Consider the following 23,386-nt stretch of genomic DNA (forward strand, 5'->3'; position numbering starts at 1 on the left):
CGCGACTTCTCAGGGAGCGTTTCTCATCGCGGGGCCGGCGCGAAGCCGGGAGAAAGGCTCACCCGTCGAAGGACCTCTGAAGGAGAGCGCGATGGCCGACGGTTCGCCCACTCCCGCGACCGCCCCCGACCCTCAGCCCGCGACCACCCCGACCCCCGACACCGACACCGACACCAGCGCCGACAGCGACACCGAGCCCGACCCGGACCGCGTCCAGGACCGGCGGGACTTCGCCCGAGAGCTGTCCCTGCTGCGGGACCGTGCCGGCCTGACGGTCAGGCAGGTGGCGTCGAAGGTGGGGGCGTACGGCGCGCACAGCACCCTCGGCGACTGGTTCGCCGGGCGCGGCCTGCCCTCGACGGCCTCCCGCGACCTGTTCACCAAGGTCCTGGCCGCCTGCGGGGCAGGCGACGCGGCCCAGGTGGAGCGGTGGACGGCCGCCTGGCGGCGGGTACGGCGGGCTCCCGGTCCCCGGCCCACCGGGCCCGAGCCGTACCGCGGCCTGTCGAGTTTCCAGCCCGAGGACGCCGCTTGGTTCTTCGGCAGGCGCGACCTCACCGAGCAGCTCGTCGCCCGCCTCGGCGAGCTGAAGGCCGCCGGGGGCGGCGTTCAGGTGGTGGTCGGGGCATCCGGCTCGGGCAAGTCGTCGCTGCTGCGCGCCGGGATGGTGGCCGCGTTGCGCGCCGGCGCGCTGCCCGGGTCGGCCGACTGGCCGATCGCGCTGTTCACGCCCGGCGACCACCCGTCGGCCGCGCTGGCCGCCGTACGCCGGGTCCGCGGGGCGGGCGGGACGGGCGGGACACCGGCCGTGCTGGTGGTGGACCAGTTCGAGGCACTCGCCTGGCGTCCGCCCGGGAGTGGGCCGGGTCCGGCGGCCCTCATGCGGCCTTGACGCCGTCGGCTCGGGAGTTCCTCGACGCCTCGGCGGAACGCGAGGCGGGCGAGCGCCGTACGGCACTGCGCCGCGCCCGCCACCTGCGTGTGCTGGCCGGTGGGCTGGTCGCCGTGCTGCTGGTCGCCGCCGCGGCGGCGGGCGTGGCCGTGACGGGCACGCTCAACGCGCGCGTGCAGCGGGACCTCGAACTGTCGCGGCGCGTCTCGGGCGAGGCCCTCGCCCTGCGGGTGGCCAATCCGGCGCTGGCGGCCCAGCTCGCCTTGGCGGCCGACCGGCTGGCGACCACCGGCGAGTCGCGCGGGGCGCTGCTCAGCGTGGCGGCGTCGCCGTACGCGACCCGGCTGGCCGGCCACACAGACGGGGTGTACGCGGCGCGGCCGAGCCCCGACGGGAGCCTGCTGGTCACAGCCGGCCTCGACCGCACGGCGATGCTGTGGGACGTCCGCGACCGGTACCGACCGAAGCGGCTGAGCCGCCTCGCCGGCCACACCGGCGAGGTGGTCTGGGCGGAGTTCAGCCCCGACGGGCGGGTCTTGGCCACGGCTGGCGGAGACCGGACCGCCAGGCTGTGGGACGTCGCCGACCCGCGGCACCCGAGGCCGCTGGCGACAGTCGCCGGCCATGGCGACACGCTGCGCCACCTGTCGTTCAGCCCTGACGGGAAGACGCTCGCCACCGCGAGCTACGACCGTACGGCACGGCTGTGGGATATCACCGACCCGCGTGATCCACGCCCGCTGTCCGTCGTCGTCCGCGCCGATCAGCAGGTGGGCGTGGCCCAGTTCAGCCCCGACGGGCGGACGCTGGTGACCACGGACCCCGCCGAGGGGCCGCGGCTGTGGGACGTCACCGACCTCCGCGCACCGCGTCCCCTCGCCGCCTTGGCGGGGCATAGCGACAAGCGCATCCTGTCGGTGGCGTTCCGGCAGGACGGCAAGGTGCTCGCCACCGGCAGCTTCGACACCACCGTGCGGCTGTGGGAGGTTTCCGATCCGCGGAAACCCCGCTCCCTGGCCATCCTGCGCGGCCACGGCAACGGCGTCAGCGCGCTCGCCTTCCACGGCGAACGCACCCTGGCGAGCGGGGGCTACGACCAGACGATCAGGCTGTGGGACATCACCGCGCCCGAGACGGCTTACGCCGTACTCCGCGGGCACGCCGAAACCGTGCACACCCTCGCGTTCACCGCTGACGGCCGTACTCTGGCCAGCGGCGCGCGAGACAGTACGGCACGGCTGTGGAACCTGGACATCCCCGTCATGACCGACCCTTCCGGCGGCGTCAACCACGTGGCGTTCAGCCCTGACGGCGCCACCGTCGCGAGCGGCAGCCACACGACGTCACGCCTGTGGAACGTCAACACGCCCGATCGGCCGCGGCCTGCGACGACCTTGAGCGGCCACACCGACGGGGTCTTCGCCACGGCCTTCAGCCCGGACCGCAGGCGCGTCGCCACCGCCGGGCTCGACTTCACCGTGCGGCTGTGGGACGCCGGCGCTGCGGGCGGCCCGCTCCACCGGGCCACGCTCACCGCGCACACCGACAACGTCAACACCGCCGCCTTCAGCCCCGACGGGCGGCTCCTCGCCACGGGAAGCGCGGACGGCACCGCCCGATTGTGGGACGCCACCGCCCCCGACGCACCCGTGGAGATCGCCAGGCTGGACCGACACGACAAGACCGTGTATTGGACGGCCTTCAGCCCGGACGGCCGGCTCCTGGTCACCACGGGTCAGGACCGTACGGCGCGGCTGTGGGACATCCGCGTCCCGCATCGGCCCACCCAGCTCGCCGTACTCACCGGGCACAGCAACGACGTGTGGACGGCGGCCTTCAGCCCCGACGGCCGCACCCTCGCCACCGCCGGAGCCGACCACACCGCCAGATTGTGGGACATCCGCGTCCCGCATCGGCCCACCCAGCTCGCCGTACTCACCGGGCACAGCAACAACGTCTGGACCGCGGCCTTCGCCCCCGACGGCCGCACCCTCGCCACCGCCGGTGCCGACCACACCGCGAGACTGTGGGACATCACCGATCCCACAAGCCCTTCCCCGTTCGCCGTACTCACCGGCCATGACCAGGCGGTCCGTTCTGCGGCCTTCAGCCCCGACGGCCGCATCCTCGCCACGGGCGGTGGCGACGCCACCGTCCGTCTCTGGGAGACGAGTCCCGAGCGGGCGGCGGTCCGCGTCTGCGCCCTGGCTCATCCGCCCATCACTCCGGAGGAATGGAGCAGGTATTTCCCCGATCACCCCTATGATCCCCCGTGCTGACCACGCCCCGTGGACCCGCGGAACACCCCTTGGGGGTGGTGTGCGGGGTCAGGGTTTGCGGCCCACACCGCAGAACTGGGAGACCTCGGCGGGTTCGCCCCAGGGGGTCTCCTCCGAGCGCCACCGGGAGCAGGAGACCACGCCGGGTTCGAGGAGTTCGAGCCCGTCGAAGAAGTTGGCGAGGGTGACCCGGTCGCGGGCGACGATCGGGGTGCCGCCGCGTTCCATGAACTTGCGCATGGACTCGTGCATGGCGTCACCGTGGACTTCGGCGGTGGCGTGGGCCAGGGCGAGGTAGCTGCCGGAGGGGATGGCGTCGACCAGGGCGCGGACGATCTGCCGGGCCTCGTCGTCGTCGATGATGTGGTGCATGATGCCGAGCAGCATGACCGCGACGGGCTTGTCGAAGTCGAGGGTCTCCGCGACGGTGTCCAGGATGTGCCGCGGGTCGCGGAGGTCGGCGTCGATGTAGGTGGTGACGCCTTCGGGCGCGCCGACGAGGAGAGCGCGGGCGTGCGCGAGCACCAGGGGATCGTTGTCGACATAGACGATCTTGCATTCGGGGGCGATGCGCTGGGCTACCTCGTGGGTGTTGTCGGCGGTGGGCAGACCTGTGCCGATGTCAAGGAACTGCCGAATCCCCTCATCTGCGACAAAGTGTTGGACGGCTCGGCCGAGGAATGCGCGGTCTGCACGGGCCGAGTCTTTGATGCCGGGAATGAGCTGCTCAACCATGTCCCCGGCTTCGCGATCGGCGGGGAAGTTGTCCTTACCTCCCAGCCAGTAGTTCCAGATGCGTGCCGAGTGCGGTCGGCCGATTCCCAGATCGACGGCTGAAGAGGCGGATTCGCGGGGGTTGTTCACAGAGTGGTTCCGTTCACGCATATTTCACGCCAAATGGGGTGAGTGTAGTCGACCCTCCCTATCTCTATCGAGATCAGGAGGGTCTCGGTTTGATTTACCCATCACCCACTCGGCCACCCGGCCGGCCGTCCACCTCGGTTCAGCTCCGGAAGGGCCCGGCACCCCCTCCCCGACCTGCAGATCCACTTCATGAAAGAATTCTCATGCAAGAAGTTTTATGAAAGAAGTCTCATAGAAGGACGTGGAAGTGCACCGATGCGCGGGGGTCGGCGAGCCCCGGCCCGACACGTTCGCTCCCTTCGAAACGCCCCTTGCCCCGGTCAGGCCCACCCGCCTCCCCGGCCGCCCGCCGAGTTGGGTCGAGCCTCCAGCCCCGGAGGACCACCTCGCGCCCCGCGACTGACCAGGCCCTTGACGGCGGAGTCGACAGGCGGCCTCACACCCCGCCTTCAGGAGGCTCCAGGACGGCCGTTCTGGCCCTGACCTGGGCATAGTCGATCGAGGTTTCCGGCGAGGGTAAACCGACAAAAAGGTCAGAGCATCACATACTCGACCGCAGCTCAGGGCCCCACCGGGGCGAATACAGGATATTGAGTGGCTTTGAATGCTCAGCGAGTCAGGAGTTTAGGGCTCGCTTCTCGCTGACCAGGTGTTGCGCCTGGTGAAGATGTGAATCCTGGTCTGGCCATGTTACCGCTGGGTCAAGAACCTCCCACACTGTAACTTATTCATCTATGTCAGGACGTGTGTCAAATGTCCGGTGCTATCGCCGATCCGTGCTGTACCATCCGTGACTGAGATTGGGGGGAGGGCTTGTCAGCATTGCGAGCGAAACGGGCACTGGCATGCGTGTACTACTCGTCGAGGACAACGAATCAATCACCGAGCCACTGGTAGACGGCCTGAGCCAGTACGGCTTCACCGTCCACCAAAGCAGGACGGGTGCCGACGCGCTCCGCGCCCCCCTGGGCGACATCGTCCTGCTTGACCTTGGGCTTCCCGACATGGACGGCATCGATGTATGCCGTCAGTTGCGACGGAATTCCGAGATCCCCATCATCATCCTGAGCGCCCGCGGCGAGGAGACCGACCGCGTGGTGGGATTGGAAATCGGCGCCGACGACTACGTAGCGAAACCCTTCAGCCTTCGCGAGCTCGTCGCGCGCATGCGCGCCGTGACCCGGCGCACTCGCACCACGGCCGCACCCGCACCCGCGGAGGAGGTACCGGCCCCCAGTGGGGCCAGGATCCTCGGCGAGTTGGTCATCGATCGACGGACTCGCCAAGTGCAGGTCAGGGGCCACTTCGTGGCGCTCACTCCTAAGGAGTTCGACCTCCTGGCCCTCCTCTCGGAGGACCCGGGAGCGGTGTGCCCACGCGAACACATTCTCCGAAACGTGTGGGACCCCAACTTCTTCGGGTCAACCAAGACCCTTGACTTCCATATCGCGACATTACGTCGCAAACTCGGCAACCCTACCTGGATCAGAACCGTACGCGGGGTTGGATTCAGCCTCGTCGTACCCGCGTCATCACCGCCCGGCCAACCGGCCGAGTTCCCACGACACCATTAGTGTTGCCGGCCATCGTCAATGATCCGCCGACTGCTACTCAGTCACCTGTCCATAGCCCTCCTCTTCCTCGTCCTTCTCGAGTTCCCCCTCGGATACCTCTACATCCAGCAGGAACGGGAACGAGCGATCACAGAAGTCGAACACCAGGCCGAAGCGCTGGCCGTCTTCGCCGATGAGGCGATACGAATCAGCCGGATGGACCAGCTCGCGGAACTGGTGTCGTCAAATAGTCGGCGCATCAACGCCGGCGTGGTCATCGTCGACCCCGCCGGCCGCGTCATTGTCAGCTCCCGGACACTCGCCGACGCCGAGAAGAACGAGCTTCCCCAGCAGCCCGACATCAAAGCCATCCTGAACGATCGGCAGTCGCTCGGACGCTCCCACGGTGAGATCGACGGCGTCCCCCACGTCAACATCACAGTGCCGCTCGGCTCCGCCGTCACCGTCCACGGCGCCGTCCGCCTCACCGTCCGCGAAGACTCACTGGGCGTCGACGTAAGCCGAGTGTGGATGTCCCTGAGCGCGATCGACCTCGTGCTCCTGGCCGGAGTCTTCGCCCTCGTGGTCGTCCTCGTCCGCTGGGTCAGAAAACCAGTGCGTGAGCTGGAGAAAGCCACCAAACGCCTCGCGGACGGCCAAGGATTCAAGCCGGCCTCTGTCCTCACCGGACCGCCCGAACTCCGCCAACTGGCCGTCACCTTCAACGGCATGGCGTCACGGCTGCAACAACTCATCGCCTCCCAACGCGCCTTCGCCGCCGAGGCATCGCACCAGCTCAAGACACCCCTGGCCGCGTTGCGCCTCCGGCTGGAAACGCTGGAGCCGTACATCGCCCTACGCGCGCGGCACAACCTGGAGGCGGCCCTCGCCGAAACCGACCGGCTCGCGCGAATGGTGGACGGGCTCCTCGCCATGGCCGCGTTCGAAGAATCGTCCCTGGTGCGTGAACCCGTCGACCTGGACGCGCTCGTCTACGACCGGGCGCAGACCTGGGCTCCGGTCGTCGCGCGCAGCGGCGTCAACCTCACCGTGAGCGGCACCCGTATCGGGGAGGTCTGGGCCGTTCCCGGGGCGATCGAACAGATCATCGACAACCTGCTCGCCAACGCGCTGCGCGTCTCCCCCAAGGGAAGCACCATCACGTTGGAGCGCCGCTGGCAGTTCCCCGGCAAATCCCGCAGATACGAGGGCGCGGCTGAGCTCCACGTCATCGACCAAGGACCGGGCATGTCCGAAGAGCACCGGCAACGTGCCTTCGAGCGGTTCTGGCGTGCCCCCGGTTCAGGGAAAGACGGGACGGGCCTCGGCCTCGCCATCGTCCAGCAGCTCACCCGCGCCGGCGGCGGCGAGGTGTTCCTCCTGCCCGCCGTCGGCACCGGCCTCGACGTCGTCATCGCGCTGCTCCCCGTCCACGACGAGACCCCGCGCCAGTCGGGCGAGAAGTGGGGTCTCTTCCGGCGGCTGTTCGCCAGCCGGGGGCGCCACAGCGCCACTGGCCGCAAAGCCACCTCATGCGGCGGCCCCGGCGACACCCCCGCCCCCGGTTAGGCCAACAGGTCAGTCCCCGGCAGGCCCCGTCGGCCCGGGGTCGGCCCGGGGTCGGCCCGGGGTCAGAGCGGGCCAACCCGTTGCCGTGACCGCCGTGCCGTACGGCACCGGCCCGGCTTGAGGCGTCCCCGGTCACGAGGCCCGGGCGAGGCCGGGGCGAAGAGGGGGTCGGCGCGGCACTGGGCGGAGGGCCGGGCGAGGCGGCGCGGCCCAGGAGCCGGCCGGGCGGCCAGGCGGCGGGGCCGCGGGGCCGCGGGGCCGCGGGGCGCACGATAAAGGCCCGCTGTCCGCACCCCCGGGGTCTAGGGGTAGGGACAACGGGCCTTATCGCGGCGACCGGGTGAGCGCCCCCGCCCGACTCGGAAAGCCGATCGGCGGGGCTTTGTCCGACCTGCGGGGCGGGCTTATGGCCCTGTTCCCCGCGCGGCTTGCGAGCTCGGAGGGTGGACGCTCACCGGTCTGATGACTCCGGGTGGGAAGGGTCACCCGGTTCGGGGCGGACCGCCGACCGGCGTCGCGCCGTATGGGGCGCTCCTGTCGTAGCCCCGGCCGGTGTTCGGGTCGTGCCCGGTTTCGTAACCCTGGTTGCCGTATCCCTGGGGGTTCCCGTGACCCTGGTTCGGGTCGGCGTAGCCCTGCGGGAAACCGTACACCTGCGTGCTGGCGTAGCCCTGGGGATCAGTGTGAGCTTGAGGGTTGACGTGACCTTGGGGAGTTCCGTAACCCTGGGCTGTGCTGTAGCCCTGGGGGTTTCCGTAGCTCTGGGGGGACCCGTAAGTCTGGGGGTTGCCGTAGCCCTGGTTGTCGCCGTAGCCCTGGTTGTCGCCGTAGCTCTGGCTGTCGCCGTAGCTCTGGGGAGACCCGTAGCTCTGGGGAGACTCGTAGGGCTGGCTGCTGCTGTAGCTCTGGGTGTTGCCATACCCCTGAGGGGCTCCGTAGCTCTGGGTGTTGCCGTATCCCTGGGCTTGGGGGTGTCCTTGGCCCTGGGGGTGGGCGGGGGCTGCGGGGCTTCCGTAACCCTGGCCGTAGCCCTGGTTGTGGGACTGGCCGTACCCCTGGCTGTAGGACTGGCCGTGGGACTGGCTGCGGCTTTGGAGCTGGGCCTGGCTTTGAAGCTGGGCCTGGCTTTGGAGCTGGGCCTGGCTCTGGAGCTGGGCCTGGCTCTGGAGCTGGGCCTGGCTCTGGAGCTGGGCCTGGCTTTGAAGCTGGCCGTGGCTCTGGACCTGGCCGTGGCCTTGGGCGTTGCCGTACCCGTAGGTGGTGCTGTACCCCTGGGCTCCGACATAGGTCTGCGGCCTGTCATAGTCCCGGCTGACCTGCGGTTCTATCGGCTGCGTGTGGCCGCTGTAGGCGGCGACCGGCACAGCCGCGTGCTGGTACTGCGGCTGCTGGTACTGCGGCTGCTGGTATTGGTGCTGGTATTGGTGCTGCTGCACGTGGCCGTAGCCGTGTCCGACGGGCTGACCCTGCAGAACTCCCTGGTGGGCCATCGCCGGTTCCAGCATGGCCGGCGCACCCGCCTGTGTCTTCGGGTAGTCGGCGAACCACTCGTCGGCGTCCTTCTCGGGCGCCTTGAGTTCGTCGCCCTCCACCTCGGGCAGCAGCAGTTCCAGGTGTTCCACACCGGCCTTGCGCTGTTCGGCCGCCCACTCCTCGACCTGGCTGCGGCAGGCGAGGTCCAGGTGGGACACGCCGACCATGTTGATGTTCAGCCTGGCCTTGCCCTTCAGCGAGTCGAGGGTCTCGTTCAGCTTGGGCAGGAGCAGGAAGGTCGCGTTGCCGACCATGGTGAGGTGCGTGGTGTCGCCGACCTCGGTCCGCTCGATCTTGAGCTGCGACATGCGGAGCGCGGCGAGCACAGTGGCGAGAGCGAGACCCGCCAGCACGCCTTCGAGCAGGTTCGTGAAGAGGATCGCGCCGGTCGTGATGATCATCACGAGGCCCTCGCCGCGGTCCATCTTCCACATCTTGATGAACTGGGGCGGGTCGAACAGCTTCCATCCGGCGTGGAAGAGGATGCCGGCCAGCACCGCGATCGGGACGTAGCCGAGAACCTGCGGGAAGAGCACGCCGAAGCCCAGCAGCCACACGCCGTGGACGACGCGAGACACCTTTGTCTTGCCACCCGCCTGCACGTTGGCGGCGCTGCGGGCGATGACGGCGGTGATCGGCAGGGCTCCGACGATGCCGCAGAGGGAGTTGCCGATTCCCTGAGCGGTGAGTTCGGCGTTGTACTTGGTCTTCGCGCCGTCGTGCATGCGGTCCACGGCCGCGGCGCTGAAGAGGCTCTCCGCCGAGGCGATCACGGCGAAGGTGATCGCCATGATGATGATCGCGGGGTCGGCGAGCCCCTTGAACTGCTCCAGGCCGGGGACGTTGAAAGCCCCGAGGAGGTCGTTGATCACCACCATCTTGATCTTGAAATCGGCCATGGCGGCGATCAACGCACCACCGAGGACCGCGACCAGAGGGGCCGGCACCTTGTTCAGGGGAGCCGGCACCTTCTTCCAGGCGAAGCAGAGCACCACGGTGCCCACCGCCAGCGCCAAAGCGGACATCACCTGCGGGCTGGAGAATGCCTTCTTCAGCAGCTCAGGCAGTCCGAGCAGGTTCTTCAAGGGGTGGCCGTGCTGCGACTGGTCGGCCATGGCGTACACCTGGCTGAGCATGAGGGGCAGACCGATTCCGGCCAGCATTCCCCCGACCACAGACAGGGAAATGGCCTGGAAGATGCGTCCGAGACCGAACACCCCGAGGGCCACCTGAATGAGTCCGGCGAGCAGCACGACCGGGCCCAGCATTGCCACGCCGTGCTGATTCACCATGTCCAGAACCAGGGTCGCGAGGCCGGCTGCCGGCCCACTTACCTGCAGGCTGCTGCCCGGCAGCAGGCCCACGATAATGCCCCCGATAATGCCGGAGATGATCGCAAGCTCGACCTTGACACCCGACGCCACACCGATGCCGATGCACAGCGGCACTGCGACGAGGAACACGACGAGCGATGCGAGGAGGTCAGCACCGATATAGGCGGTGGTGAATGATGGTTTCGGCGTCGACGACATAGAGGATGGTGACGTTTTTGCGTGACGAGCTCGACGCGTCTGCACAATCGTTTCTGCCCCTCATGAGTAGGTAGGGAGGGCCCCGGGTTAGAAAGCCCCGTGAACTCGGAAATCCTCCCTGCCGTCGAACTCACGGACCTCGCCCGTGTCCACCTTGTAGAACCACCCGTGCAACGAGATGTCGTTGGTGTCGAGGAGGCGCTGAATGGCGGGATAGGTGCGCAGGGCCGCCAGCTGGGCGACCACATGGCGCTGACCGAGGTCCAGCAGGGACGGGTCCTCCGGCGGTCGGCCGAGGGCGTGGGCCAGCGGGGACTTGGCGAGTTCCAGCCACTTTCCGATGGCCGGCAGCGCGCTCAGGTCGTCGTTGCGCGCCAGGGCGCCGAGGGCGCCGCAGTGCGAGTGGCCGCAGACCACGATGTCGCGGACCTTGAGCACGTTGACGGCGTACTCGATTGTGGCCACCTCGCCGGACGGCGTCTGGTAGCCGTACGGCGGGACGATGTTGCCCGCGTTCCGCAGCTCGAAGAGCTGCCCGGGCCGGGCCACGGTGATGAGTGCGGGCATCACCCGGGAATCAGAGCACGCAATGAACAGCGCGTCCGGAGACTGACCGGCGGCGAGTTTGCGGTATTTCTCGCGCTCAACGCCGATCCGCTGACTGAATGAACGAGCCTTTTCGAGCAGGTCCTTCATGGATTCACTCCCGTGTGTGCTGATTTCCACACACCGTAATGAGCCGCGAACCAGCCACGGGCGAGCAAAGCTCTTGGGGAGGGTTAGGATTCGACCGGCCGTTGACGGCGTTCATTACTTCGAGATCTTGTCCCCACCCGGCGTACTTCGACCTGCGGATATCCATCACGCCTTGGATGCGCTCGGGATCTGTATCCTGCGAAGGCCCGCCGGAGCCGTGCCAGGCTCTTCAAGGAGCGGGTGAGTGTTCCTCCAGAAGTGGGAGTGAAAGATGCTCGCCGATACGCAACTTCACTCGCGTAACACATGCCTCGAACCTGAGTATGGTCGATGGCCTCTTCGGCCCTCTTGGCGGGTGCGTAGTTGACACGCTTGGCCGGTGGGCGGATTCACCATCGGGCGGCGCCGTACATATATACGTGCCGTCGAGAATTTTTCACGGCCGTGCCGTGCCTTCGCGAACGCCTTCCTGAAGGTCTACTCGCGCGTCCCCTTGACCGCCTTGCCGAGCGTCTTGTCGAGTGCCTTCTTGGGCTTCTTGTCGAACGTCCTGTTGAGCGCCTTGTCGCGTTTCTTGTCGCGCTCCTTGTCGCGCTCCTTGTTGAGCGTCTTGCTGAGCGCTGCGACGCCGAGGGCGGCGGCGACGCAGGCGAAGGGGAAGACCGGCATGGCGTACCGGTGGTCGAAGTCGAGCGCCGCGACGGGGGCGACCAGGAGGAAGACCGCGGCGGTCCACGGCAGGAGAGCGGGGCGGCGCCGTACAGCGGACCCGGCCGCGCCGATCAGCAGCAGGAGGGCGAGCAGCGGCCCGTAGAGCAGCGCGGGATACCGGTAGGCGCTCAGAATGCCGATGTACGGCTCGGCGGAGTGCATGGGGGCGATGTCGGAGTCGTACTCCCGCTTCACCTTGTCGATCAGGGGGTTCGCCGGCAGGGTCCAGGGGCCGCGGGGGAACGCCAAGGCCGGCGGGGAGACCCTCTTCGGGTGGGCGACGGGAGGCCACGCGAAGACGATGGAGGTGTCTCGGGCGACCTCGCCCAGGTAGTCGAGGGGCTGGCTCCGAATGGCGCGCAGGGCGAAGGCCCTCGCCAGGTCGTTGTGGGCGAACCGTCCACCCGGCAGCAGGTTCAGGGAGGCCCCTTCCGCCCAGACGTATTCCGAGGCGGCGTCCACCTTCGTGCCGTTGGGGCAGAGTTTCGCCTCTTCGGGCGGCGGCTTGATGACGGCACAGTCGGCGAAGGTCATCGTGCGGGCCCACAATGCCACCCCGTCCGACCCGCTCAGTGCGAATCGACCGTGGTGGGCGGCGTACCACGCGCCATAGGCCGACAGCGGCAGGGCTCCGGCCACCGTCAGGGCGAGTACGACACGCAGCCCGGCCCGCCGTACCACCAGATAGAGGACGAACAATCCCAGCAACGGAACGGCGACCGTACGGGTCAATCCCGCACAGGCCAGGAGAAGCCCCGCAAGAGAGGCCGCCCGCACGGACACGTCCGCGCGCCACATGATCACCGTCAGGGCCGCGACCACGAGGAAGATGAGCCCGATGTCGGAGAGAATGGCGTGTTCAAGGCGCATGAACGCGGGGTTGAGCAGCACCGGCAGCGTCGCGAGCGCCGCACCCCACGCGGGCAGCGAGTGGCGGCGCAGCACCGCATACATCATCAGACCGATACCGAGCCCCATGAGGTGCTGTACGGCGGCGACCAGGACCACGCTGTGGAAGGGCCGGAATAACGCCAGGAACATCGCATAGCCCGCGGGGTGGAATTCGCTGGACGGCCGGAGATGGACGGCCGTGTCCATGTAGGTGAAGGAGTCGTACCAATAGACCTGGGCGGTGGGATAGGCGAGCATCACCAGCACCCGCAGCCCGGCGGCCACTGCCAGGACCATTGCGAAGAGACGGTGGGCGCGGAAGAGCGCCCGGGCTTTGCCGTACCGGCGGCTCCCAGGCGCGGACGCGTGCACGGCGTCCTGAGTACGCGTCTGAGCGTTCAAAGTTCCCTCCCCCAGCCCATATCCGGATGGATCCCGACCTGGGGGAAGAGTTCAACTTAGGCTGTATACCCTGGGCATAACCAGATATGGTTATGCTGGAGTTATGCCGTATTCCTCATAATTCGGGGGCTCTATTGAGGGATACGGCGGACACGGGGGAAAGTTGCGCGTACTCATCGCAGAAGATGAGCGGATGCTTGCCGACTCGATCGCGGAAGGGCTGCGTGCGGAGGCCCTCGCCGTCGACATCGCCTACGACGGCGAGGCGGCGCTGGAGCGGCTCGCCATTCACGACTACGACGTGCTGATCCTCGACCGGGATCTGCCGCTCGTCCATGGCGACGACGTGTGCCGGCAGCTCGTGAGCGGAGGCGGCCTCGTGCGCATCCTCATGCTCACCGCCGCCGGCGACGTCAGGGCGCGGGTGGCCGGCCTGTCGCTCGGAGCGGACGACTACCTGCCCAAGCCCTTCGCCTTCGAGGAACTCCTCGCCCGCGTCCACGCCCTTGGCCGCCGCGTACGGCCCGCCGACCCGCCCATGCTGGAACGGCTCGGCATCCGCCTCGACCGCGCCCACCGGCAGGTCTTCCGCGACGGGCGCTACATCCCGCTGGCACGCAAGGAGTTCGGCGTGCTCGCCGAACTCCTGCGCGCCCAGGGAGCGGTCGTCTCGGCCGAGACGCTGCTGGAAAAGGTCTGGGACGAGAACATTGACCCGTTCACCAACACCGTTCGGACGACGATGATGAAATTGCGCCGCAAGCTCGGAGAGCCTCCCGTGATCGAGACCGTGCCTGGTGTGGGGTACAGAATCCCGTGAGGATATCGATCCGAGCGAGATTCGCTCTGGTTTGCGGAATAGTGACAACCTTGCTTGGCCTTCTGGTGGTCACTATCTCCTACATGGTCGTACGGCAGACGCTGGAACCCCGCGACGGCCTCCTACGGCCGGCCCACGTCTTGCCGAAGGCCATCAACGAAACGCTCTACCCTAACGACTGGAAATACTCGCTCGCCGTCGAGAGAGCCGCGCACGTCCGCGCGGTGTACCAGCGGGACACCCTGAATAACGTGCGCCTCATCGGCGGCCTCGCCGCGCTCGGGTTCGGCCTGGTCGGCACCGGCGTCGGCTGGCGCGCCGCGGGCTACGTCCTGCGCCCCGTGACCAAGGCCACCGAGACCGCCCGCCGCGTCGCCCAGAGCCACGACCTCACCGAACGCATCGCCTACAGCGGCCCCAAGGACGAAATCAAGGAACTGGCCGACATCTTCGACACCATGCTCGGACGGCTCGCCCGCTCCTTCGACGGCCAGCGGCGCTTCGTCGCCAACGCGTCACACGAACTGCGTACGCCCCTCACCATCAACCGCACCCTGGTCGACGTCGCCGTCCGCCGCCCCGACGCCACCGAGGACGTCAAACGCCTCGGCGAGTCCCTACTCCTCGTCAACGCCCGGCACGAACGGCTCATCGACGGGCTGCTGGCGCTGGCCGAAGGGGAACAGACCATACTCAACCTTCAACCCTTCGACCTGACCGACGTCGTCGAGCACGTCATGGACCAGGGCGCCAAGGAGGCCGAGGAACGCGAGATCGCCCTCCACCGCCTCCTCGACACCGCGCCCGCGTCGGGCGACCCCGTCCTCCTCGAACGGCTCGTCCAGAACCTCGTCGAGAACGCCATCCGGCACAACCACCCGGGCGGCGAGGTGTGGGTGACCACCCGCCAACGGGCCGACCAGGTCGAACTCGTCGTCGCGAACACCGGCCTCGCCGTACCCGCCTACGAGATCGAGACGATCTTCCAGCCCTTCCGCCGCCTCCACGGCGACCGCCTCAACTCCGAACGCGGCAGCGGCCTCGGCCTCTCCATCGTCCGCGTCATCGCCGAGGCCCACCGGGGCACCGTCATCGCCCGCCCCCGCGAGGAGGGCGGCCTCACCGTCACCGTGGAACTCCCGATCGCCGCGCAACCGTCCGGGTGACCTTACGGTAATTCGTCGCTACAAATTTCCCGATTTATAATCCCATTCCATAGGGAAGGGATTATCCTGCCTATTTCTCATGCCGTCCCACCCGCGATTCCGACGCCCACCTCGAACGGGCCGTCGTCTCAGGAGACGACGAACTGGGCACCAACGTGTACGGCAAAGGCGAATCCCCTGCTGGCTCTACACCGGCTGGATAAACAACAACCTGAACAGCTGAACTCCTGGACCTCCCCGACCGAACACGTCGACTGAAGGCATGCTGAAGGCGTGCCCAAAACGCGCTCAAGGCGGCTCCCCCGCCGGGTCTCATTCGAGCGCGTCGAGCTTGATGCGTATCTCCTCCGCGTCCGGGAGATCCAGGCTTTCGAAGATGCCGAGCGCCTGCCGCCAGGAAATGCGCGCGGCGCTCGGCTCCTGAAGGCAGTGGGAGATGTCCCCCATGCGCTTGTGCACCTGAGCCTCCTGGTAGAGGTCGTCTCCGCCGTCCCGCGCGATGTCGAGGGCCGCCTGGCACAGGTCGAGCGCGGGGCGGTAGCGGCCCCTGGCGTAGTTCACGTCCGCGATCCCGACGAGCGCCCACGCCTTCTCATGACCGCGATCGATCACCTCCGCTATGTCCCTGGCCTTTTCAAAAAAGATCATGGACTCGTCCGGGGCGCCCATCTCCAGGTAGGTCCTGCCGAGACAGATGAGCACCTCCGTCTCGTGATAGCGGTCACCGCTGTTCTGAAAGGTTGCGATGGCGGCCGTGAAGTACTCAAGTGCCCGCTGATGGTCGCCCTTGTATTGGTAGACCTCACCGAGGTTCTTATCCAGAAGGGCGAGATTCTGCCGCCCGGGGATCTCCTTGAAGATCTGTAGCGACTGCTCGTAGAGGGCCACGGCATCGCGGTGGTAACCGCGGTGGCTCTGGATGTCTGCCAGGTTGTTGAGTGTCTCCCCCTCGCCACGGCGATCGCGTATGGCCCGATACGCCACGAGCGCCTGTTCGAGCAGTTCCAACGCCTGCGTATAGCGGCCGAGACTCGCGTTGACCAATCCGCAGTGGGCGAGAGCGCCGGCCTCGCCACCGGCGTCTCCCACGGTGCGGAAGAGCGCGCTCGCCTCCTCTGTGTAGGCCAGGGCCATCCGATGCTTGCCCTCCAGCATGTTGACAAGGCCGATCCTGTCGAGCGTCCTCGCCTCGCCACGCCGATCGCCCAAGCCGATGTACGTCCTGCGAGCCTCCTCGATGAGCTGGATCGCCTCAGCGCGCCTACTCACCCTGTAGCGGAAACGCCCCAGCTCCAGCAGCATCACCGCGACTCCCCTGGCGTCCCCCAGCTCGCGGCACGCCTGGAGCGCTTGCTCGCACGCGGCGACCGCCTCGGCCCACCGGCCCTCGGCGTCCAGGAACTCGCACATCTCGTGGGTGAGGCGCACGCAGTACGCCTTCCACTCGTGGGACGCCGCATAGTCGGCGAGCAGCAGGACGTTGCCCCATTCCTCCTCCAGCCAGCGCTTGGCCGACGTCGCATCGGTGAAACCGAACCCGGGAGCCAGCACCTCCCCGTCCGGCGGCTGGCCGCCCTCGGACAGAAAGGCCGCCTTCTCGGTCGAGCGCACATAGTGGTTGAGCAGCCGTTCCATGGCCCGCCGACGGTCGCCCCCGGAGTCCTCGCGCAGCGTGCGATCGTAGGCGTAGAGCCGTACGAGATCGTGGAAGCGAAACCGGCCGTCCCGCATTTCCTTAAGAAGGTGGTGTTTGACGAGCACGTCCACGAACCAGGCGGCACGGGCGATGGGAAAGCCGCTGAGCACGGCGGCCGTCGGCACTGTGATGTCGCGGCAGGGGTTCAGGCCGAGGCGGCGGAAGAAGGACTGCGCCTCCACGGTGAGGCCTCTGTACGAGAGGTCGAAGGCGGCGTTGATCTGCTGATGTCCGCTGTCGAAACCCGGCAGGCCGTGCGACCGCTCAACCGGGCCCCCAAGGCTGCCGGCGCGCAATGTGATCGCCAGCGGAAGCCCCCCGCTGAAACGGACCACCCTCTCAACGACATCGGCCCCCGCGCCTGCCGACCTGTCGACGACCCGCCTCACCAACTCCGCCGCCTCGGCGTCGGGCAGCACGTCCACGGGCACCACCACCACACCGTCCTCCACCTCGAACCGGGATCTCGTGGTGACCAGGGTGAGCACATTCCGCGCCCCCACCAGCAGCGGCTTCACCTGTTCGAACCCACTGGCGTCATCCAAAACCATGATCGCGCGCCGGTAGGCCATCTCCGCATGCCACATCGCCGCCCGCTCCGCCAGCGCGAGAGGAACACGCGTCGCGGGAATGCCCAGCATGCGCAGCGCCGCCAGCAGCACCCCGGACGCGTCCAGCGGCGCACTCACGCGATCGTGGCCTCGCAGATCCAGATACAGGCGCGCGTCTGGATAGAACCCGGCGAACCGATATGCCAGATGCACCGCCAGCGCCGTCTTCCCCACCCCTGCCATGCCCTGCAATACCACCGACAGGCCGTTCCCCCGCTCCGCACGCAACCCGTCCACGACCTCGATCTCACGTGCCCGGCCCGTGAAGTACGGCACGTCCGCCGGCAGCGTGTCCGGCTGAGAGTCGCCCCCACCCCGGTGGTAGACCGGCGTCACCGCCAACTCGGCGTCCCCGTGCAGAATCCGCTGGTGCAACTCGTCTAACGCACTACCCGGACGCATCGCTAGATGCTCCCTTAAATGACGGTTGATCTCGCGGTAAACCCGCAGGGCGTCGGCCTGTCGCGAGCTCCTGTACAGCGCGATCATGAGCTGCTTCGCCACCGTCTCATCGATCGGATGGTCGGCCATGCTCTGCTGCAACTCCGCCAGTACCTCGGCGTGATGCCCGAGGCGCAGCTCCAGCTCGATCCGGTCCCTCCGCAGATCCCGCCGCTCCCCATCCAGCGACTCCGCCATCCGCATCGCCCATGCGCCCGGCAATCCGGCCAGCGCCTCCCCCTGCCAGAGCTCCTCGGCCTCCCGCAGCAGTCTCAACGCCAACGTCACATCCCCGGCCTCCAGTACGGCCTTCGCCTCACGCTGGCGCCTTCGCACCACATGGAGGTCGATGCATTCAGGCGGCACCCGCGCTGTGTAAGTCCCACCCTTGTGAACGATCTGCACACGGTCACCGACAATGCCCCGGAGCCAGCTACGCAGCCGGCTGACATGAGCCTTCAGGTTCTCCCGCGCCTTCATAGGGGCGTCCTCGCCCCAAATCTGGTCGACGATCTGACCGACCGTGATCGCCCTGCCGACGCGCACAAGCAACAGCGCCAGCAGGACCTGCTGTATCGGGGGGTAGAGGGGATGCTCCTGGCCTTCAACGCTTAATTCGATCCCTGAGCTGGGGGAAAGCAGTCTGAAGAGCATGTGTGTCCTCCGGCACCGCTGGAGCAAGGACCCGGATTGCTCGTGAGAGGTTCTCACAATTGCATGCAGATCAGTCTTCTTAGTAACCCATAATCACGACCGACACAACCGCCACGGTCACGCTCTGTGCCCCCATCCACCGATATCAGTCGCAAGAAACCAGATACGGCCGAGCCAAAACCTCCGCGGCCCCGGACGGACGTCCAACCCCAAACAGTCAATACGGACAACTTTCCTGTCCTTGGAAATTTCATAATTGGGAGCGCTCCCCCTTCACTGTTGGCTACGATCTTGCAAGTGATCGGCCTCACTGCCGACCTGGGATATGCGAAAGGCATCACCGCATTGTTGAAGATTGCAACAATACCCCTCGCCATCGTCGGCTTGTCGCTCCTTTTCTCCGCTTCACCCGCCATGGCGGACACATCTTCGACGGACACTCCAAACCAGCTGATCGGCACAGAAAGCACCGCCCACGCTCCCACCTCACAAGACTCAGCGACGGTCACACGCACCCCGTGCAGAGGTGATTCGTTCATGTTTCGCAAAGCAGCCCGCTAGTCCTGACTAGCTCATGGGGTCGCGTCCGACTTTTCGGGCATGACCCCATGAGCCGGTACGCTTTTCGGGCAGCCTGGATGGACAGAAAATTCCAAGAGATCCAGCCAGCGATAAATCTGTCGACCAACTCCATGAAGTAGCGATAAAAAGCCCTGTTCCAACCTGCTTTCGGCAGCGGCCTCCAGACCGCTGTGGTGGTCAAAGAGCGCCCGATCGACCATGCGATTTCTCGCTGTCACGCGCTTCATCAAACCCCACGCAACCGAGTGGTCAATCCTCCCGGCGCATGCTCAGGGCGGGCGGTTGAACCGTAAGCCGCCGAGCCCTTCCACAACGCGGCAGTCGGCATTCCAGGACGCTCAGATCAGGAGCCGCGGGGCGTGGAGGTGCTCCCCTGTCCACAAAGCCAGGAGGCAGCCGTGCGATATGGCGAGATACCCAGCAGAGCCCCCCGTTCCTTACGCAGAACCAGCGGCGAGGTCCAGCAAATGCATCGGCCCCGCTCAACGGCGGCCGTCTGGCGCGGTAGCTTCATGCACCGAGCGCAGGTTTCCGGGAAAGGCGTATGCCTGCCGCACCCGCAGACCGGGCGCGCCGACAAGCCGGGCGGTTCCCGTGGCGAGCTGCCCGGGAGGCCCGCATGACCTACGCCGGCCGCCTCGTCAAGGGGCCTTTCTCTCTCGCGGCACGCTACGGCGACACCAATAGAACCGAGCGCACGGTTGTCGCCGTCGTCCACCATTTCGCGGGAGCCACTCGACTGTTGGATGTGCTGCCGCTCGTGGAGCGGGACGAACGCGTGCAGACGGTTTTCACCGTGCCGCCGTCATCGGTGTTCGAGGAGAGCGCCCACAGCTTCCTGCGCAGTACGGGAGCGCTGATGATGCCTTGGGCCCAAGCGGTGGAGACCCCGTTCGACCTCGCGCTATCCGCCGCTTTGGGACATCTGGAGCAGCTCCACTGTCCAATCCTCGCAATGGAGCACGGAGCAGGCCCATATTCATATGTCCCGATTCGATCGGGTTCTGGGAGTCTGGCCCGTCGAGCAGTGATCAGCCTAGGCGCGCGAGGACTGGTCACACATGGGCGAGTCATCCCATCAGCCCTCATGCTGCCCCATGCCCACGATCGCGAACTCCTCGCGCAGGAGTGTCCGGAAGCGCTCCCCGCAGCCGTGGTCGCGGGAGACCCCTGCCTTGACCGCATGCTGGCGAGCCGGCACCTGCGCCTGGCTTATCGGAACGCCCTCGGAGTCGGGCCCTCGCAGAAGCTCGTCGTGGTCACGTCGCACTTCGGGGAGGACTCACTTCTCCAGAACCACCGCGAGCTGCTGCTGCGCCTTCCCGCGGAACTCCCCACAGAGGACTACCGGGCGGTCGTCATCCTGCATCCGAACATCTGGTTCTGGCACGGGAGGCGACAGGTCGCCGCGTGGTTCGACGCGTGCAGCCGCTCCCGGGTCACTGTGCTGCCTCCCGAGGAGGGCTGGCGCGCGGCCCTGGTCGCGGCGGACTCTGTCATCGGCGATAGGGGAAGCCTGGCATGCTACGGCGCGGCCCTCGGCGCTCCGGTCCTCCTGGCTCCCTTCAAGGAGGAGAACGTCGTCCCCGACTCCCTGTTCGCCTGCCTCGCCGCCATCGCTCCGCGCCTGGACCCGGACAGCCCCCTGGTGGACCAGCTTGAGGCCCTTGAACGGCTGTGGACGCCCGAGGACACGGTGGCGGTACGCAGTCGGCTGGTGAGTGTGCCGGGCCAGGCGGCTCGGCTGTTCCGCCAGACGATGTATCGCCTGATGCGACTGTCTGAACCCGTGAGCGAGGCACGCACCGAGCCGGTGCCAATGCCCTTGCCCCTGAGACACGCCTCCTCATGAAGGTCGTACGCGTGTCAGTCACCACATTCAACTCGCGCGGTGTCGGTCACGACCTCGCCTTCGACGAACACGTGAGTGCAAGTGCTTCGGACGATCGATGGCTTGCCTGCGCTGACGTCATCATCTGCCAACCCGCAGCGGTACGGCAGATCGCCGCCGATGCCGTGGCCATGGCACTCAGCCGGTTCCCCGGATGCCTGATCGCGGTATGCCCATATCGGGCAGACTCATGTCTGCTGGGCGCGAGAGGGGCTCAGCTCGCCGAATGCGAATACGTAGAGCCGTGGGTGGCGGGGTCCGCGGCGCATGGTTGGCTCACCGCCGGGCGACATCTCTCGGAGCTTCGCGGTGTCTCCATCAGCCATTGGGCTGATCAGCACCCGACAGCGCATCGAGCCGTTCCCGGATTTGCCTGGCTCCAGGTGCGCGAAGTTCGTCATAGATAGCAAGGGCCTGCGGCAGCAGCATGCGACAGCCCTCGATATCGCCCTTCTTCTCCAACAGGTCGGCCTGGGCGACACGGACTTCGGCCTCTTGGCGCCGACTGCCGAGCCTCAAGCTCAGCACCAATGCCGCGTCCAATCTGCCGGCCGCCTCTCTGAGGCGGCCGGCCTTTACGTAGGTCTGCCCAAGTCCCGTCAATGTGCGCGCTTGATTGTGCTCGTCATCGTGACGCTGAAAGTAGTCATATGCGTTGAGGAAGTGGCGTTCGGCTTCGTCAAGTACGCCCGCTGCGCGATACGCCTCTCCGAGATATCTGATCGCCAATGCCGCCCCCCGCATTTCCTCCGCTCGTTCGTGCATCGTCAGCGCCCTCTGAAAGCACGTGATGGCTTGATCGGGGTTCTCCTCCTGAAGGCGCGCGAGACCAAGGCTGCCCCAAGCAGAAGCTTCGGCGACCTCATTCTCCGCGACACGCGACTGCTCGATGGCGGCCTCACACAGTAACGCCGCCCGGCTGAAGTCCCGCAGGTCCAAGTGCGCCGCAGCCAACGCGAGCTGCATCCGGGCGACCGCGAGCGGAGGCCCCTCGACCTTGGCGGACGCGAGCCCGAAAGCATGGGTCTGCAACCATATTTCATAGTGCTTGCGGGAGATGAAAAGCCCCCACAGCGACTCGCACAACTGCCAGCAAAGACCATGCAGTCCTTGCAGATGTGTCGCCTTGACGAGAGCGGCCAGCGTGGGCAGGGCCGACTCCAGCCAGTGCAGCGCCTTGCCCCGCTCATCGAACTCGGCCGGACGCTGCCGCGCTTCCCGATAGCGTGGGCCGACGTGCCAGCGGCCCGGCAGGACCACCAGATCGGCCGCCACAGCCCTGTCCAGATACCATCCGGCGATTCTGGCGAGGATGTCACGCCGGAGATCAGGGGTGTCCGTGGCCATCGCGGCCTCGTGCGCGTGGAGGCGCAGCAGGTCGTGGAAGCCGAAGCCATCGCCCTTCCGCTCCTCAAGGAGGCTTGCGGCGACGAGCCCGTCGAGAAGTTCCTCTGCCTCCTCCACATCGATGTTCAGGGCTGCCGCCGCGACCTGTGAGCCGAACTCCTCGCCGGGGTGCAGGCCAAGCGCGCGGTAAAGGCGTGCCTGGTCCGGGGGCAACGCCTGGTAGGAGACGTCGAAGACCGCCTTCACATGCATGTCGTCGGTGCTCAACCCCGACAGCCTCCTCGCAGCATCGGAGAGTTCCGTGACCAGGCGTTCGATCGACCACCGGGGGCGGAGGGCGAGTCGTGCCGCGGACGCCCACACGGCCAAGGGCAGCCGTCCGCAGAGGCCCACCAGATCCGCTGCCGCGTCCGGCTCCGCTGTGATTCGCTCGGCGCCGAGCACACGGGTCAGGAGGTCCACGGCGGCGTCCTCGCTCAGGGGGGTCAGCTCGACGAACCGCGCGTCGTCGAGCATGAGGCCGGTGAGCCGCTTGCGGGTCGTGGCCAGGACCAGGCTCTCCGTGGCCGCGGGGAGCACGAGACGCACCTGCGCGGCGGAGATGGCGTTGTCGAGCATGACCACGATGCGCTGCCCCGCGGTCACCGATCGGTAAGTCGCGACCTGTTCGTCGAGCTGGGTGGGGATGCGGTCGGGTGCGATGCCGAGAGCGCGGAGGAACCTCTCCAGAACCTCGGTCGGCTGGGTGGGGTCACCGCCATGGCTGAACCCCCGGAGATCAGCATAAAGCTGACCGTCGGTGAACAGATGGCGGATCTGATGCAGCCAATGCAAGGCGAGCGAACTCTTCCCGACTCCGCCGAGACCGCTGATCACGAAAAGCTGGGGCGAGTTGGGCGCGTGAGGTTTTTCCGTGAAAAGGCGTTGGAGCTTGGCCTGTTCGGCCTCTCGGTCCACGAAAACACTGGGGGCGGGACCGAGTTGCGCGGGAACAGCGCGGGGGGAGCTCTCGACGTCGATGTGCTTGATGTGCTTGATGTGCACGTCGCCGTAGATTGCCTCGGCCTGTACGGCTGCGCCGGATATCGTGCCGGCGATCTCGTTGGTGGGGAGGTGCTTGGAGTTTTCGTCTTCCTCGCGCCCCACGGCCACGTGCTAGGCCCCCAATGTGAAGGTTTGTTTTGTGAATCTGCTTCAAAGCTATCCCCGAGCCCAGACCTGAACAAGGGCTTGCGCCGGGAGGTCAGGCCTCCGTG

General features: G+C 67.1%; 13 protein-coding genes. 7 read left to right on the plus strand and 6 right to left on the minus strand.

The features are described from left to right. The first annotated feature begins 91 nt into the window (after nt 1-91). A complete protein-coding gene (locus tag BLQ73_RS32380) occupies nt 92-892 on the plus strand; it encodes a helix-turn-helix domain-containing protein (RefSeq protein ID WP_176955414.1) in 801 nt (266 codons plus the stop codon). Beyond that, the gene (locus BLQ73_RS13060; protein WP_176955415.1) at nt 889-3,171 is read left to right on the plus strand and encodes a WD40 repeat domain-containing protein; all 2,283 of its coding nucleotides are present in this window, start codon (nt 889-891) and stop codon (nt 3,169-3,171) included. Before BLQ73_RS32380 ends, BLQ73_RS13060 begins: the two co-directional genes overlap by 4 nt. Before the next feature lie 48 nt (nt 3,172-3,219). On the opposite strand, the gene BLQ73_RS13065 is transcribed toward BLQ73_RS13060, so the two are convergent. Next, complete coding sequence (locus BLQ73_RS13065; protein WP_093170694.1) at nt 3,220-4,056, minus strand: SAM-dependent methyltransferase; 837 nt, start codon at nt 4,054-4,056, stop codon at nt 3,220-3,222. An 824-nt stretch (nt 4,057-4,880) separates the two neighbouring features. Between BLQ73_RS13065 and BLQ73_RS13070 the strand changes: the two genes are divergently transcribed. Next, a complete protein-coding gene (locus BLQ73_RS13070) occupies nt 4,881-5,609 on the plus strand; it encodes a response regulator transcription factor (protein ID WP_093170695.1) in 729 nt (242 codons plus the stop codon). Between the two features lie 18 nt (nt 5,610-5,627). Next, nucleotides 5,628-7,157, plus strand: a complete 1,530-nt coding sequence (locus BLQ73_RS13075) for a sensor histidine kinase (RefSeq protein ID WP_093170696.1) — start codon at nt 5,628-5,630, stop codon at nt 7,155-7,157. Nucleotides 7,158-7,639: 482 nt separating this feature from the next. Here BLQ73_RS13075 and BLQ73_RS34610 read toward each other — a convergent pair whose 3' ends face one another. The 3 genes from BLQ73_RS34610 to BLQ73_RS13090 all read right to left on the minus strand — a co-directional run bounded on the left by BLQ73_RS34610 (nt 7,640) and on the right by BLQ73_RS13090 (nt 12,922). Next, a complete protein-coding gene (locus BLQ73_RS34610) occupies nt 7,640-10,222 on the minus strand; it encodes a SulP family inorganic anion transporter (protein ID WP_420820009.1) in 2,583 nt (860 codons plus the stop codon). A gap of 87 nt (nt 10,223-10,309) precedes the next feature. Further along, entirely contained in the window at nt 10,310-10,918 is a 609-nt protein-coding gene (locus BLQ73_RS13085; RefSeq protein WP_093170697.1) for a carbonic anhydrase, read from the minus strand. A gap of 477 nt (nt 10,919-11,395) precedes the next feature. Continuing rightward, entirely contained in the window at nt 11,396-12,922 is a 1,527-nt protein-coding gene (locus tag BLQ73_RS13090) for a phospholipid carrier-dependent glycosyltransferase (protein WP_245691047.1), read from the minus strand. A gap of 163 nt (nt 12,923-13,085) precedes the next feature. Between BLQ73_RS13090 and BLQ73_RS13095 the strand changes: the two genes are divergently transcribed. Then, nucleotides 13,086-13,742: a response regulator transcription factor gene (locus BLQ73_RS13095; protein WP_093170698.1), complete on the plus strand. Its 657-nt coding sequence runs from the start codon at nt 13,086-13,088 to the stop codon at nt 13,740-13,742. A gap of 50 nt (nt 13,743-13,792) precedes the next feature. Continuing rightward, on the plus strand, nt 13,793-14,908 hold the full coding sequence (locus BLQ73_RS13100) for a sensor histidine kinase (protein WP_218125825.1): 1,116 nt from the start codon (nt 13,793-13,795) through the stop codon (nt 14,906-14,908). Nucleotides 14,909-15,220: 312 nt separating this feature from the next. Here the strand turns inward: BLQ73_RS13100 and BLQ73_RS13105 are convergent, their stop codons facing one another. Beyond that, nucleotides 15,221-18,310 carry an AfsR/SARP family transcriptional regulator gene (locus BLQ73_RS13105; protein WP_093170699.1) on the minus strand — a complete coding sequence of 1,030 codons (3,090 nt, stop codon included), beginning with the start codon at nt 18,308-18,310 and terminating at the stop codon, nt 15,221-15,223. Between the two features lie 1,201 nt (nt 18,311-19,511). On the opposite strand from BLQ73_RS13105, the gene BLQ73_RS31275 reads away from it, so the two are divergent. Beyond that, entirely contained in the window at nt 19,512-20,744 is a 1,233-nt protein-coding gene (locus tag BLQ73_RS31275) for a hypothetical protein (protein ID WP_143020242.1), read from the plus strand. Between the two features lie 357 nt (nt 20,745-21,101). On the opposite strand, the gene BLQ73_RS13115 is transcribed toward BLQ73_RS31275, so the two are convergent. Beyond that, on the minus strand, nt 21,102-23,276 hold the full coding sequence (locus BLQ73_RS13115) for a tetratricopeptide repeat protein (protein WP_176955416.1): 2,175 nt from the start codon (nt 23,274-23,276) through the stop codon (nt 21,102-21,104). Nucleotides 23,277-23,386: the final 110 nt, after the last annotated feature.

Source organism: Sinosporangium album, from assembly GCF_900100605.1.
Classification (GTDB): Bacteria; Actinomycetota; Actinomycetes; order Streptosporangiales; family Streptosporangiaceae; genus Sinosporangium; species Sinosporangium album.

What these genes read in the sequence shown, in the direction of transcription:
- BLQ73_RS32380 (WP_176955414.1), top strand. Translation starts at nt 92, where the DNA reads ATGGCCGACGGTTCGCCCACTCCCGCGACCGCCCCCGACCCTCAGCCC.
- BLQ73_RS13065 (WP_093170694.1), bottom strand. Translation starts at nt 4,056, where the DNA reads ATGCGTGAACGGAACCACTCTGTGAACAACCCCCGCGAATCCGCCTCT.
- BLQ73_RS13070 (WP_093170695.1), top strand. Translation starts at nt 4,881, where the DNA reads ATGCGTGTACTACTCGTCGAGGACAACGAATCAATCACCGAGCCACTG.
- BLQ73_RS13075 (WP_093170696.1), top strand. Translation starts at nt 5,628, where the DNA reads ATGATCCGCCGACTGCTACTCAGTCACCTGTCCATAGCCCTCCTCTTC.
- BLQ73_RS34610 (WP_420820009.1), bottom strand. Translation starts at nt 10,222, where the DNA reads ATGTCGTCGACGCCGAAACCATCATTCACCACCGCCTATATCGGTGCT.
- BLQ73_RS13085 (WP_093170697.1), bottom strand. Translation starts at nt 10,918, where the DNA reads ATGAAGGACCTGCTCGAAAAGGCTCGTTCATTCAGTCAGCGGATCGGC.
- BLQ73_RS13105 (WP_093170699.1), bottom strand. Translation starts at nt 18,310, where the DNA reads ATGCTCTTCAGACTGCTTTCCCCCAGCTCAGGGATCGAATTAAGCGTT.
- BLQ73_RS31275 (WP_143020242.1), top strand. Translation starts at nt 19,512, where the DNA reads ATGACCTACGCCGGCCGCCTCGTCAAGGGGCCTTTCTCTCTCGCGGCA.